12 protein-coding genes and 1 pseudogene are annotated in these 13,408 nt (G+C 49.4%); 3 read left to right on the plus strand and 10 right to left on the minus strand.

What is annotated here, in order from left to right:
• Nucleotides 1-24: 24 nt before the first annotated feature.
• The 4 genes and pseudogenes from CRG49_RS10275 to recQ form a co-directional block, all read right to left on the minus strand.
• On the minus strand, nucleotides 25-1,110 hold the full coding sequence (locus CRG49_RS10275; protein ID WP_198515158.1) for a type IIL restriction-modification enzyme MmeI: 1,086 nt from the start codon (nucleotides 1,108-1,110) through the stop codon (nucleotides 25-27).
• Nucleotides 1,111-1,202: 92 nt separating this feature from the next.
• Nucleotides 1,203-3,362 carry an ATP-dependent DNA helicase DinG gene (dinG, locus tag CRG49_RS10280; RefSeq protein ID WP_095503628.1) on the minus strand — a complete coding sequence of 720 codons (2,160 nt, stop codon included), beginning with the start codon at nucleotides 3,360-3,362 and terminating at the stop codon, nucleotides 1,203-1,205.
• 122 nt (nucleotides 3,363-3,484) lie between these two features.
• A complete protein-coding gene (locus CRG49_RS13975; protein ID WP_369832038.1) occupies nucleotides 3,485-3,997 on the minus strand; it encodes an HRDC domain-containing protein in 513 nt (170 codons plus the stop codon).
• 14 nt (nucleotides 3,998-4,011) lie between these two features.
• Nucleotides 4,012-5,803, minus strand: a pseudogene (recQ, locus tag CRG49_RS10285) (DNA helicase RecQ); the annotation flags it as partial.
• Nucleotides 5,804-5,971: 168 nt separating this feature from the next.
• Between recQ and CRG49_RS10290 the strand changes: the two are divergent.
• Nucleotides 5,972-6,409 (plus strand): surface-adhesin E family protein, encoded by a 438-nt coding sequence (locus CRG49_RS10290; protein WP_095503626.1) that lies wholly within the window; start codon nucleotides 5,972-5,974, stop codon nucleotides 6,407-6,409.
• 89 nt (nucleotides 6,410-6,498) lie between these two features.
• Here the strand turns inward: CRG49_RS10290 and CRG49_RS10295 are convergent, their stop codons facing one another.
• From CRG49_RS10295 to waaC, 6 genes are all read right to left on the minus strand, one after another.
• Nucleotides 6,499-7,071 carry an L-threonylcarbamoyladenylate synthase gene (locus CRG49_RS10295; protein ID WP_095503625.1) on the minus strand — a complete coding sequence of 191 codons (573 nt, stop codon included), beginning with the start codon at nucleotides 7,069-7,071 and terminating at the stop codon, nucleotides 6,499-6,501.
• A 71-nt stretch (nucleotides 7,072-7,142) separates the two neighbouring features.
• Nucleotides 7,143-8,414, minus strand: a complete 1,272-nt coding sequence (gene purD, locus CRG49_RS10300; RefSeq protein ID WP_095503624.1) for a phosphoribosylamine--glycine ligase — start codon at nucleotides 8,412-8,414, stop codon at nucleotides 7,143-7,145.
• A gap of 175 nt (nucleotides 8,415-8,589) precedes the next feature.
• On the minus strand, nucleotides 8,590-9,198 hold the full coding sequence (locus tag CRG49_RS10305) for a YigZ family protein (RefSeq protein WP_095503629.1): 609 nt from the start codon (nucleotides 9,196-9,198) through the stop codon (nucleotides 8,590-8,592).
• Between the two features lie 71 nt (nucleotides 9,199-9,269).
• Complete coding sequence (locus CRG49_RS10310) at nucleotides 9,270-10,205, minus strand: electron transfer flavoprotein subunit alpha/FixB family protein (protein WP_095503623.1); 936 nt, start codon at nucleotides 10,203-10,205, stop codon at nucleotides 9,270-9,272.
• Between the two features lie 12 nt (nucleotides 10,206-10,217).
• A complete protein-coding gene (locus CRG49_RS10315; protein WP_095503622.1) occupies nucleotides 10,218-10,967 on the minus strand; it encodes an electron transfer flavoprotein subunit beta/FixA family protein in 750 nt (249 codons plus the stop codon).
• Between the two features lie 84 nt (nucleotides 10,968-11,051).
• Nucleotides 11,052-12,032, minus strand: coding sequence for a lipopolysaccharide heptosyltransferase I (gene waaC / locus CRG49_RS10320; protein WP_095503621.1), 981 nt, complete (start codon nucleotides 12,030-12,032; stop codon nucleotides 11,052-11,054).
• Nucleotides 12,033-12,241: 209 nt separating this feature from the next.
• Between waaC and tsaA the strand changes: the two genes are divergently transcribed.
• Nucleotides 12,242-12,922: a tRNA (N6-threonylcarbamoyladenosine(37)-N6)-methyltransferase TrmO gene (gene tsaA / locus CRG49_RS10325; RefSeq protein ID WP_095503620.1), complete on the plus strand. Its 681-nt coding sequence runs from the start codon at nucleotides 12,242-12,244 to the stop codon at nucleotides 12,920-12,922.
• Nucleotides 12,923-13,237: 315 nt separating this feature from the next.
• Nucleotides 13,238-13,408, plus strand: a 171-nt coding sequence (locus tag CRG49_RS13980; RefSeq protein WP_157807890.1) for a helix-turn-helix domain-containing protein, incomplete at its 3' end; no start/stop codon positions are given.

The following is a 13,408-nucleotide window of genomic DNA, read 5'->3' on the forward strand; positions in this document are numbered from 1 at the left end:
CCGCCGACCGAGAAAGACATTGGACTATGAGACACCGGGTGATCTGTTTTCAGCAGCCCTTGCCAATGGCATTTGAGCGTTGCACTTGAAATGCGAATGTAAGGCCGTCTGAAAACTGTCGAGAAACAGCGGCCGGATGGCTTTCATGATATTGGGTACGGATGTGTAATGCTGCCCCAAGCGGCTGCGCTGCGTAGGGTCAATCACACTTTGAAACATGGAGCCGAAAATATCGGGATTGATTTCCGACCAGTCGAGCTTGCTGCATTCAAGCAGCAAACGACGTGTGCGGACGGCAAAGGCAGGAATCGGTTCATCCGTGGCAAATAATCCGCCATTCACATAAGGAAAGACCGCCAAATGCGCGGGTAGATGGCCGCGCTTGCTACTTTCAGATGGCATATTCAAAACAGCAAAAAGACCGGATAGGATTTCGTCAATATTGCTGCCATCTGAAAGGCTGTGGCTTTCGATAAGCTTGGTGAAACTGTCTTTAGGGAAAATTTTGGTGTCTTCGGCAAAGAAACAGAATAAAAGCCGTGTCAGAAAAACATTAAGCGCATGAATGTCTTCAGGCTTTTCCAGCGCGTTATTGAGGCGGATTTGGTCAAAAAGCCGCCCCATTTTTTCAGCGGCTTTGGTATCGGCCGGATTTTCGATGAAGTCTCCGCTTTTTTCCAAACCGGCCAAGGGTAAGAAAAAACCGTAGTTTTGTGCCAAATCGGCAAAAGCGCATTCGAGCGTATCATCAACCTTGGTATCATAAGCGGCAAAGTTTTGATAGTCGGTCGTGATGAAAAAGCGGATTTTGTTTTTTGCGGCAGAGGACAATGACTTAAGCTTTTGCAGCTCGTCATATACATCGCTGCCTGCTTCTAATGGCTTGAAATAGATTTTATGGGATAAGGCCACTTCACCCAAAAGCGGCATATCGGCAACATTCACACCACCATTGTTTTGCAGTCTGGTTATGGTTGCCTTAGGAGTGTCGAATAGTCTTAGAAATTCGTAAATGAAATTAGATGATTCGGCTCGGCTCGGCTCGGCTCGGCTCGGCTCGGCAGTTATTTTAATTAACTGATCATATAATTTGGTGAGATTTACAGCCATTTTCTGGATTTCCTATTGTATTTGTTGCATTTTTTCTACTTAGGCCGTCTGAAAACACCAGCCTTTCAGACGGCCTTTCTTCAACTCAACACTTACCCAATCCGCTTAAACGGCGGCAAACAAGCCAAGAGTTGCTGGCCGTATCGTTGGGTTTTCACGCGGTTGTCGAGAATGGTGACGCGGCCGTAGTCTTGTTCGGTGCGGATCAGGCGGCCGACGGCTTGGACGAGTTTGATGCTGGCTTCGGGCACGGTGATTTCGATAAAGGGGTTGCCGCCGCGCTGTTCGATCCAGCGGTTTTGGGTTTTCTCAATCGGGTTGTCGGGCATGGAAAACGGCAGTTTGGCGATGATGACCTGTACGCAGGCTTCACCGGGTAAATCGAGGCCTTCGGCGAAACTGTCGAGGCCGAAGATGATGCTGGCTTTGCCTTCGCTCAAGGCTTGGTAGTGGCGTTGCAGCAGCACGGTTTTGGGCAATTCGCCCTGTATCAGCAGCAGGGGCAGGTATTCTTCAGGCAGGCGTAGGGCGACGTCTTGCATTTGTTTGCGCGAGGAAAACAGCACCAACGTGCCGATGGCTTGATCGGCGGCAATCAGCTTGGGCAGCCATTCGACGATGGCGGCGGTATGGGCATGGGGGTCTTTCGGGCTGGCGTAAATCGGCGGGATATAAAGCTCGCCCTGTGCTTCAAAGTCAAACGGGCTTTGCAGCGCGAGGGTGGTGGTTTGCGGGAACCAAATTAGACCGGTTTGGCGCAGCAGCAGGTTGAAATTGCCCAAAGATTGCAGGGTGGCGGAAGTCAACACCGCACCGGCGGCGCGGCGCCACAGGCTGTTGGCAAGGTGGCTGGCGCTGCTGATGGGGCTGGCGTTGAAAATGTAGTCGTTTTTGTCGTCCACGCGGCGGGTAATCCATTTGGCCAGTGGCTCTTCTTTTTCTTTCGGCACGGTGGAAAACAAATCCCACACGGCACCGATTTGTTCGATGCGGGCGACAAACAGGCCAAATTCGCTGCTTAGGCGGTCGATGAGCGCGCCGTCTTGCTCTTTGTCACGGCGACTGGCGGATAGGGCGTCGTTGAGACCGTAAACGTGTTTCAGCAGGCTGCGCGCGGCCACGCCGGTGTTGGACACCAGCAATTCTAAATCTTCGGGGATTTTGCCGTCTTCCCACAGCCACATCGGTTCGCTGCTTTTGCGGCCGGTATCGCTGTCGTATTCGCCGGCGTTGAGGCCGAGTTTGGGCTCTTCGGCAAGGTGGAATTGCCATTCGTGCAGGCTGTCGAGCAGCGACACGGCGGCTTCGTCGGCTAAGTTCGCCAGCTCGGTTTTGTCGGTGAGGGCGGCGATTTTATTAGTAATTTGCGGCAGTTTTTCCAAAGTCCACACAGCGGTGTTCCACGAATGCTCGGCGGCAAACTGGCTTAAGGCTTTTTTCGGCAGGTGATGTGCTTCGTCGATGCAGTAGAAACTGTTTTCCGGCGCAGGCAGAATCACGCCGCCGCCCATGCTGATGTCGGCCAGCAGCAAATCATGGTTGGCAACGACAACATCGACTGTTTCCAGCGTATCGCGTGCCAGATAAAACGGGCATTCGGCGCGGTTGGGGCAGGCCGCTTTCAGACAGCCGTGACGGTCGTTGGTGACTTTAAACCAAATCACGTCATCGATTTTTTCCGGCCATGTATCGCGGTCGCCATTAAAGCGGCGCGCGCTGAATTCATCGGCCATTTCGCGCAAAAGCTGGATTTCTTCGGGCTTGGGTTTGCTGTCCCACAACACGGTGGGCGCTTCAAAGCCGAGCAGGTTTTGCTGCGCGTTGCCTTGGGTAAGTTGATAGAGTTTGTAGGGGCAAAGATAGCGACCGCGCCCTTTGGCCAAGGCAAAGCTGAGCTCCAAACCGCTTTTTTCCACTAAAAACGGCAAATCGCGCTCGACCAGTTGTTCTTGCAAGGCTACGGTCGCGCTCGACACAATCAGCCGCTTGCCACGCGTTTGCGCCATGATGCCGCCGGCCAACAGGTAAGCCAGCGATTTGCCCACGCCGGTCGGCCCTTCAATCACGGCAATGCTCTCGCCTTCGCGCTGCGGTGCCTCACCGCCCTCTTCACGCGTCTGCGTGCGTGAAAAGGCATTGGCAATGGCCGCAATCATCTCCCGCTGCGAGGCGCGCGGACGGAAATGCGGCAGGCTTTTGCTGATGTTTTGGTAGTGGTCGCGAATGGCGTTTTTTTCTAAATCGGTGAGCATGAGGCCGTCTGAAAAGGTTTGGAAAATAAGGTGTTATTTTAGCATTTTTGCGAGTCAAGGGTTGTGGATAAGTGATGAGTCCGTCTGAAATCTATTATTTTCAGACGGCCTCTTTGATTGATTTAAAACTCACCCACAATCTCTAATATCGTTTCCCCATATTTCGCCAGCTTCTCTTCGTTTACCCCATGAATTTCTGCCAAATCTGCCATGGTTTGCGGTTGTTTCGCGGCAATGGCACGCAGGGTCACTTTGCTGAAAATTTGGTGAGGCTCGATGTCTTCAACGCGGGCGGTTTTATTGCACCATTCGAGCAATTCGCGCATAAGTTTGCGCGTGCTGACCGCCTCATCGTCTAACGAATCGGCGAAGGGATAACAGGCCGATAAGATGTCGGTGGCGTAGCGGCCGATTCTGACTTCTCCTAAACCGTGTATGCCTTGTAAGTCCAAATCGGTTTCAGGGGTGAGGCGGATCAGGTCAAGCAGGGTGTTGTCGCTTAAGATTTTGCTTAAGGCCACGCCTTCGGTTTGGGCTTGTTTGTCGCGCCATGCGGTGAGGGTTTGCCACATGATTTTGTCACGTTCGCTGGTCAGGCCGTCTGAAATGTTTTCGCTTACACTTTCAGACGGCATATCTTGCCCATTAACGGCCGCTTGGCAGACTTCCAAGATTTCCAAGCCGAAACTGTTAATTTTGGCTTCGCCCAAGCCGTAGATTTCGTGTAATTCGGTTAGATTTTGCGGCAGCTTTTCCACGACATCGCGCAGGGTTTTGTCACCGCAGATAACATAAGCCGGCACTTCCGCCGCTTTGGCTTTTTCCATGCGCCATTTGCGCAGCGCCTGCCAGATGCGTTCTTCGCGCTCGGTACGCAGCCATTCTTCTTTCGGTTTCTGCGTAGCGGCTTTGTCGCGTTTGAGCGGGCGTAACCATACTTCGGCTTCGCCTTTTAATACTTTGCGGGCATCGTCGGTGAGCTGTAAAGATTGGAATTGCTGGGTATTGACGGTGAGATAACCCAAGCTGATGCATTGGCGGATGACGCTGCGCCATTCTTTGTCGGTTAGATTGTCGCCGATGCCGAATGTGGATAACTGATCATGCTGATTGCGTTGAATCCATTCGTCGCTTTTACCGCGCAACACGTTGGTAACGTATCCGGCCGCAAAGCGTTGGCCGACACGGTACACGCAGCTTAACAGTTTTTGAACCAACACCGTGCCGTCAAAACGGATCGGCGGATGCAGGCAGTTGTCGCAATGGCCGCATGGTTGCGAAGTTTCGCCGAAATGCCGCAGCAGCAATACGCGGCGGCACTCGGTGGTTTCGCACACCGACAGCATGGCATCGAGCTTTTGCATTTCGACTTGCTTTTGCGCTTCATCGCCGTTGCCTTCAGCTATGCGTTCGCGCAGCAACACCCAGTCATTCAAGCCGTAACACAACCAACTTGCGGCAGGCAGACCATCCCGCCCCGCGCGTCCGGATTCTTGGTAAAAATGCTCAATGCTTTGCGGCATATCGAGATGGGCGACAAAGCGCACATCGGGCTTATCAATTCCCATGCCGAAAGCCACCGTCGCCACCACAATCACATTATCTTCGCGAGTAAAACGGCGTTGATTGGCTTCGCGCACGTGCATGCTTAATCCGGCATGATAGGGGATAGCTTCTAAACCGTTGTCGCACAAAAACTGCGCCACATCTTCGACTTTTTTGCGGCTTAGGCAATACACAATGCCGCTTTGGCCGCTCATTTGCTTGTGGATAAAATCAAGCAGCTGCTTTTTGCCGTTGTTTTTTTCGATGACTTGGTAATAGATATTCGGGCGGTCGAAGCTGGCGATGTATTCGGGCGATTGCTCGAGCTGAAGATAATGCTTAATATCGGCGCGTGTGGCGGCATCGGCGGTAGCGGTTAAGGCAATACGCGGCACCTGTGGATAACGTTGCTCCAACATGCCGAGCTGCTGATATTCGGGTCGGAAATCATGCCCCCACTGGCTTACGCAATGGGCTTCATCAATGGCAAACAGGCTGATTTTTTGTTGATCGAGAAAACGCAGAAAACGGTCGGTAACCAAGCGTTCAGGGGCAACGTATAGCAGTTTCAGACGGCCTGCCGCCAATTTATCGGCGATTTCACGCGCTTCATCGCCACTGGTGCTACTGTTGACGCTGGCCGCTTCAATACCGGCCGCATGCAGGCTAGCTACTTGGTCGTTCATCAGCGCAATCAAAGGCGACACCACAATGGCCACACCTTCGCGCATCAAGGCCGGAATCTGGTAGCACAACGATTTTCCGCCGCCGGTAGGCATCAGCACCATCAGGCTTTCACCTTGAGCCAAGGTATTGACCACTGCTTCCTGATTGCCGCGAAATTCGGGATAACCGAATACTTCGTGCAAAATTTGTCGGGCTGTGGGCTGGCTCATGATGCATCCGTTTGGCTGAAAAGCTTTATTTTAACGGTTTTATCCGCTGTGTGCATGGCTTAGTTTCCACACTTTAGGCCGTCTGAAGGTAAGGTTTGCAAAGCCGGTTTACTTCGCCTTGATTCTTCACGCATAATAGCGATGATTGATTTAAACACGAGGATAAACATGAATATGCAATGGTATCGCTTGGGTATGGCCGCTTCTTTGGCATTGATTTTGGCTGCTTGTGCATCATCGGGTGGCTCAAGCAGTGGTAATTGGCAAAACATCGGCACCACGTCCAATGGCAATATTAAAGTCGCGGTGGATAAAAGCAGCATCAAGAAAAACGGCCAACTGGTGACATTTCGCGACCGTAAAGTGATTTCCAAACTCAGCGAAGAAAAATTCGTCAACACACCAGCATATAAAACCGCATTGGCCGATTGGGAAATGCATTGTGGCAATAAAACCTACCGCCTGACAGCTTTGCAATTGCTAAATGACCGTGGCCAAACAGTCACCAACCAACGCTACACCGCCACCAATTTACGCCCGATGAGCGTGATGAGCGGCTCGATTACTGAAAAACAATATGAACTAGTGTGCGGTAAAAAACTTTAATCCACAAAATTATCCACAAATTAAAAGGCCGTCTGAAAATATTATGTTTTCAGACGGCCTTTTCATAATTAGCTGATTTTCAAACTGTATCAGCGCAAACGTTTGCCCGTTTCACCATCAATAATTTGGCTGGGTGTTTTCTGACGACCGATTAAACCGCCGATAATCCACACTTTGCGACCAAATTGTCTTCTAACTTCACGCTCGGTTTTACAGGCGCGTTTTCCGGCACGGTTACACGATGTGGAAACCAAAGCTGTATTCAACGCATGGCACAATCGACGTGCACCGGCATGATCGGGCACGCGCACAGCCAATTTTTCCCTGCCTTTACCGCGCAATAATGGCAACACGCTTTTTTCAGACGGCAGTAAAAACGTTTTCGCTGCCGGCCAAGTTTGCTGCAATAAGGCTTGCATGTGTTCAGATGGCCTTTTAATCAAGAGTTGCAATTGGTCTAAATCGCTGCCAATCACAATCATGCCTTTATGCTGCGGCCTTTTTTTCAGATGAATCACCCGTTTTAATCCTTGCGCATGCTGTGGTAAACAGCCCAAACCGTAACAAGATTCGGTCGGATACGCCACCACACCGCCTGATTTCAAATGGGCGTTGAGTTTTCTTTGTTGGCTGGCAGATAAGATTCGGGAGAACGGTTTCATGATCTTTTCTAAAGAATACAGGCCGTCTGAATAATCAGACAGCCTGAGACCTTTATAAAATAAAATACAGATTAGCGGTTAATTGCCTTATCCGCAATGTCTTTGCGGTATTGCATGCCGTCGAAGCTGACTTTTTCCAAAGCTGCGTAAGCCTTGGCTTTGGCTGCCGCCACATCGTCACCCAAACCGACCACGCATAATACACGACCGCCATTGGTCACGACTTGGTTTTGTTCATTCACCGATGTACCGGCATGGAACACTTTGCCGATTTGGTTGGCTTCGTCCAAACCAGAAATCACATCACCTTTTTTCGGCGTTTCCGGATAGTTTTCTGCTGCCAAAACCACACCGACAGCGGTTTGTGGATTCCATTCGGCGCTGACTTCATTTAATTTGCCATCAATCGCTGCTTCAACCAAACCAACCAAATCAGTATCCAAGCGGCTCATAATTGGTTGTGTTTCCGGATCACCAAAACGGCAGTTAAATTCAATGGTATAAGGTACACCGTTTTCATCAATCATCAAACCGGCGTATAAAAAGCCGCTAAACGGATGGCCTTCAGACTGCATGCCTTTTACAGTCGGCAAAATAATTTCATTCATAGCGCGTTCGTACACGGCTTGAGTGACCACCGGTGCCGGACTATATGCGCCCATCCCGCCGGTATTCGGGCCTTGGTCGTTATCCAGCAAGCGTTTGTGGTCTTGGCTGGTGGCCATTGGTAAGACGTTTTCACCATCCACCATCACGATAAAGCTGGCTTCCTCGCCTTGCAGAAAATCTTCAATCACCACGCGCGCGCCGGCATTACCCATTTTGTTGCCGAGCAGCATATCATCAATGGCAGCATGCGCTTCGTCTAAGGTGAGGGCAACAATTACACCTTTACCGGCAGCCAAACCATCAGCTTTAATCACAATCGGCGCGCCTTTTTGATTAATGTAATCATGCGCGGCTTCTGCGTTTTCAAAGGTTTGGTATTGTGCGGTCGGAATGCCGTATTTGGCCATGAATGCTTTGGCAAAGTCTTTGGAGCTTTCCAATTGCGCCGAATATTGGGTAGGGCCGAAAATTTTCAGGCCTTGGGCACGAAAATCATTCACTACACCTGCGGCCAATGGCGCTTCAGGGCCTACCACGGTAAATGCAATGTTTTCTTTATTACAGAAATCAATCAGATCAGCATGCGCGGTTAAAGCGATATTTTGCAGCTTCGGCTCAATCGCCGTGCCTGCATTACCGGGTGCCACAAATACGGTTTCTACGCGCTCGGATTGCGCCAACTTCCATGCCAATGCATGCTCGCGACCACCACTGCCAATAACCAGCAATTTCATGCTTTCTCCTTTAAAACATTGATTTCTGAATCAGATTAAAGCGAAATTATAGCCTATATTCACATACTTAAACAGCGTTAAATCACTATGGTTTTAAACTTAATTAAAACGTAAAATTTCAACAAAATAGGCCGTCTGAAATAAAATAGGCCGTCTGAAATCTTCAGACGGCGGGTTAAAATGCTTCTTCTAAATTAACTTCAATTTGTCGTGTGTGCTGCCATGCAGCCACGCAGGCTTCGTAACTCGCCAACGGCAGGCGAACGGTTAATTTACAATCTAATTGCAAATCTTGTTCGACGATATCGCCCTGATGCTGCTTGGCAATCCGAATTGCATCATTCAACACTGGATACTCGCAACGAATCCAAACCGTTTTTTCGATGTTTTTTTCAATGATTTCGGCAATGGCTAAGGCTTCGGCGGTTGAATTTTTATAAGCCTGAATCAAGCCTGGTACGCCCAATAATGTGCCGCCAAAATAGCGCACCACCACCACTAAAACATCAGTCAAGCCTGCTGAATCAATTTGACCGAGAATCGGCCGTCCTGCGCTGCCGGATGGTTCGCCATCATCATTGGCACGAAACTGCAAACCATCTACACCTAAGCGGTAAGCGTAACACCAATGCCGCGCTTTGTGATGCTCTTCACGCAAAGCGTCGACATATTGCTCAACCTGCGCCACGCTGTGTATCGGATAGGCATAGGCAATAAACCGACTGCCTTTGTCTTTGATTTCAGCCTGTACAGGTGTGGCAATGGTGGAATAAGTGGTGATAATCATGATCGCTCTGGAAAAATTTCAGACGGCCTTTTTATCAGGCCGTCTGAAAATGTTTCACGTGAAACGCTTTAGTTTTTCAATGCTTCGGTTAATTGCGGCACGATTTCAAACAAATCACCGACAATACCATAATCCGCCACATTAAAAATCGGCGCATCGGCATCTTTATTAATCGCCACAATCACTTTACTGTCTTGCATACCGGCAACGTGTTGAATCGCACCGGATACGCCAATCGCAATATACAGCTGAGGCGCAACCACTTTACCGGTTTGGCCTACTTGCAAATCATTCGGCGCATATTCGGCCTCAACTGCAGAGCGTGATGCACCAATCGCTGCACCCAATACATCTGCCAATGGGGTCAAAATTTGTTTGAAGTTTTCCGCGCTGCCCAATGCACGACCGCCGGTCACCACCACATTGGCTTGAGTCAGATCAGGACGATCGGATTGTGCCAAGTCGCGCTTCACAAAGCGGCTGATGTTTTGCGCTTCAAGCGCAGCAACTTTCACCACTTCTGCATTACCACCGGTAGTAGCAGCAGCTTCAAAAGCCGTAGCACGGAAAGTCAACACCAATTTTTCAGACGGCGTTTGTACCATTTCAAAAGCATTACCGGCATAAATCGGGCGCACAAACGTTTGGTTATCCACAATCTCCGTCAAATCCGAAATTTGCGGCACATCCAAAACCGCAGCCACACGTGGCAACAGGTTTTTACCGAATGCGGTGGCGGTAGCAGCAACATAGCGGTAATCAGCAGCCAATTTCACCACCAATGGCGTTAATTCTTCAGCCAAGCCTTCGGCATAATGTGCGGCTTCGGCAACCAATACCTTAGCCACACCGGCTACTTGCTTGGCTTCTTCGGCCACTGCGGCAACACCGTTACCCGCCACCAATACGTGAACTTCGCCTAATTTTTCAGCTGCTTTAACCGCGTGCAGGGTAGCGGGATTCAAATGCTGGTTGTTGTGTTCAGCAATCACTAATACGCTCATCGTTCCGCTCCCTTAAATCACTTTAGCTTCGTTTTTCAATTTTTCGACCAATTCGGCCACACTGGCAACTTTGACACCGGCTTGACGTGCTTTAGGCTCTAATACTTTCACCACATTCACGCGCGCGGCAGTCTCCACACCCAAATCGGCCAAAGCGACTTTTTCCAGCGGCTTTTTCTTGGCCGCCATAATATTAGGTAATTTCACAAAGCGCGGCTCATTCAAACGTAAATCGGCGCTGATCACTGCAGGCAGGTTCAATGCAATCACTTCTTCACCGCCATCAATTTCGCGGGTCACAATGACTTCGTTGTCATTTAATTCCACTTTAGAAGCGAATGTTGCTTGCGGCGCATTCAACAAAGCAGCCAGCATTTGCGCGGTTTGATTGGCATCGTCGTCAATCGCCTGTTTACCCAGCAACACAATTTTCGGGTTTTCTTTATCGGCAACGGCTTTCAGCAATTTGGCCACAGCCAAAGGCTCGAGTTTGGTATCGGCTTCGATGTGAATGGCTCGGTCTGCGCCCATTGCCAAGGCCGTGCGTAATGTGTCTTCGCATTTTTTTTCACCGATAGACACAGCCACAATCTCGTTGACCTTACCGGCTTCTTTCAAGCGCACGGCTTCTTCTACGGCAATTTCATCAAACGGGTTCATCGACATTTTCACGTTGCCGATATCCACATCCGAACCATCCGCCTTCACACGGACTTTCACGTTGTAATCGACCACGCGTTTTACTGCGACCAATGCTTTCATTCCATACTCCTAAACAGGAATTTCAAAAATAATTTCGATTCAGCCGATTCAATCATCAGCTTAGTGATTTGATAGTATTACGTTTCAGACGGCCTGATGATTATTTTTAGCAGCCACGCATTCCATCAATACATTGTAAACTTCTTCCACCGCCGGGATTTGCGCCACATTACCCAAATTCTGTGCCCACAGCGACACTTGCACACCGGTTTTCAACGGATCGGTATCGGTATAAATACCAACCACCGGCTTGTCCAATGCATTGGACAAGTGCAATAAACCGGTATCCACGCCTATCACGCCAACAGCCTTATCCAATAAATCCGCTGCCTGCAATAAATTCATTTTGTCGCACACAATGGCAAACGGCAGATCAGCAGCGATGTGTTCGGCGCGTGTTTTTTCGGTGGCATTACCCCAAGGCAGATACACTTTGGCATTTTGCTCGGCGTGTAATTTTTGCAATAAGGCTACCCAGTTTTCAGACGGCCACAATTTGCTGTCACGGCTGGTGGCATGCAGCACCACATAATAAGGCGTTTCTAAATTGTTCAGACGGCCTGCTTCAGGCACTTCTAACCCAAAAGATTGCTGCGCCGGCATGGTATAGCCGAATACTTGCGCAAACAATGCGCGATTGCACCAAACCGCATTTCTGCCTTTTTCCACCGCAAACTTCTGCTGATAAAAGTGCGCCGCCCAGCTTTCACGCGCACTGTGCTGATCCAAACCATAAATCGGCGCTTTCGCCATTTTGGCAAATAAAGCACTTTTCATCAGCCCTTGGCTGTCCAGCACAAAATCAAATTGTTCTTGTTGCAAAGCCGTTTTCAGACGGCCTATTTCATGCCATGTTTCTGCTTGGGTCAGGTTTTTACGCCATTGCCGCCACTTCATGGTATGCACTTTTTTAACAAACGGGTGCAATCGGGCAATATCGGCGAAACCGGCTTCACTCAACCAATGCAATTCCACATCCGGACGTTGTTGCGCCAAATCTTGTACAGCAGGCAAGGTGTGAATCAAATCGCCCATACTGGACAAACGGACAAGCAGAATTTTCATAAGCGGTGATGTTTCACGTGAAACAATTATAACTATTTGATTTTAAATAAATATTTATTATTTAGCTAAATCGCTGCCATATTAAAACATGTGAAACACTATTTAACATGCAGTTTAGCGGCAAAATAAACCCGAGTATTATATCAAATCCATGCCCGATTTGGGGCTTATTGCTGTGATATGATACGGTTTTTCTCTCCTTGCCGACCATGTCTTACACCATTGAAACCATTGCCCGCGTGCATTCTCCCTACAAACAAAAATTCGGCGTGGCGCGTCAGCCAGGCTTGGTGCCGGCAGCGGAAGTATGCATTGAGTTAAACCCTGAATTCAATGCCGACAGCGTGCGCGGTTTGGAGGATTTCGGCTATATCTGGATCAGCTTTATTTTTCATGGCGTGTTAGGAGAAGGTTGGTCGCCGTTGGTACGGCCGCCACGTTTGGGCGGCAAACAGAAAATGGGCGTATTTGCCACACGCAGCCCACACCGCCCCAATCATCTCGGTTTGTCGCTACTCAAACTCGAACGCATTGAAACCGACAAAACCGTGAAACTCTATTGCAGCGGCGCGGATTTGCTCGACGGCACACCGGTCATCGACATCAAACCCTATATTCCGTTTGTCGAAGCCAAACCTGATGCGGCCAGCGGCTTTGTCACCGGCAAACCGCAAGAGTTGGCTGTCGTGTGGCAAAACGAACCGTTGCAAACCACTTTATCCACTAAAGAGCGTGATGTGATTGCACAAAGTATTGCCCAAGACCCGCGCCCGGCCTATCAAAACATTCCCGAGCGCGTGTATGTGATGAACATTTTAGATTACGAAGTGAAATTTCAAATTCAAGCGCAAACCGCCACCATTATTGATGTGGCCTTATATCAAGCATAACTATGTGATAAACAAAAAAGCCGAGGCCTTTGCAAAACTCCTTCAAATGCCGGAAGGCACAAAACCGCCGTCATTCCCGCGCAGGCGGGAATCCATTCTTTAGTACGACAACCTATTGAATAGAAAAGGTTTCTTAAATGCTAAAATGGATTCCCGCCTGCGCGGGAATGACGGCGGTTTTGGTTTTTATTGGTGGTTTATGCGGTTTTATAAAAGTCTCAGGCCCTTACATTCGCCTAACAAGTGCAATTTCCAATAACAGAAAAGGCCAGTATGCGGTAGTATACTGCCTTTCCTGACAAGAAAGATTGCAATATGACCTACACACAACTGACCTCACACCAAAGATACTACATTTCCAGACATTACCGCAACCTACCCCTAAACCAAATCGCACAGAACATCGGTTGTCATCCCGCCACCGTCAGTCGGGAAATCAGACGGCATTCCGTCAACGGAACCTACTGTTACCGAAAAGCACAACAG

It is taken from the genome of Neisseria sp. N95_16 (genome assembly GCF_002551535.2).
Lineage (GTDB): Bacteria > Pseudomonadota > Gammaproteobacteria > Burkholderiales > Neisseriaceae > Neisseria > Neisseria brasiliensis.

What these genes read in the sequence shown, in the direction of transcription:
- CRG49_RS10275 (WP_198515158.1), bottom strand. Translation starts at nt 1,110, where the DNA reads ATGGCTGTAAATCTCACCAAATTATATGATCAGTTAATTAAAATAACT.
- dinG (WP_095503628.1), bottom strand. Translation starts at nt 3,362, where the DNA reads ATGCTCACCGATTTAGAAAAAAACGCCATTCGCGACCACTACCAAAAC.
- CRG49_RS13975 (WP_369832038.1), bottom strand. Translation starts at nt 3,997, where the DNA reads ATGCCGTCTGAAAGTGTAAGCGAAAACATTTCAGACGGCCTGACCAGC.
- CRG49_RS10290 (WP_095503626.1), top strand. Translation starts at nt 5,972, where the DNA reads ATGAATATGCAATGGTATCGCTTGGGTATGGCCGCTTCTTTGGCATTG.
- CRG49_RS10295 (WP_095503625.1), bottom strand. Translation starts at nt 7,071, where the DNA reads ATGAAACCGTTCTCCCGAATCTTATCTGCCAGCCAACAAAGAAAACTC.
- purD (WP_095503624.1), bottom strand. Translation starts at nt 8,414, where the DNA reads ATGAAATTGCTGGTTATTGGCAGTGGTGGTCGCGAGCATGCATTGGCA.
- CRG49_RS10310 (WP_095503623.1), bottom strand. Translation starts at nt 10,205, where the DNA reads ATGAGCGTATTAGTGATTGCTGAACACAACAACCAGCATTTGAATCCC.
- CRG49_RS10315 (WP_095503622.1), bottom strand. Translation starts at nt 10,967, where the DNA reads ATGAAAGCATTGGTCGCAGTAAAACGCGTGGTCGATTACAACGTGAAA.
- waaC (WP_095503621.1), bottom strand. Translation starts at nt 12,032, where the DNA reads ATGAAAATTCTGCTTGTCCGTTTGTCCAGTATGGGCGATTTGATTCAC.
- tsaA (WP_095503620.1), top strand. Translation starts at nt 12,242, where the DNA reads ATGTCTTACACCATTGAAACCATTGCCCGCGTGCATTCTCCCTACAAA.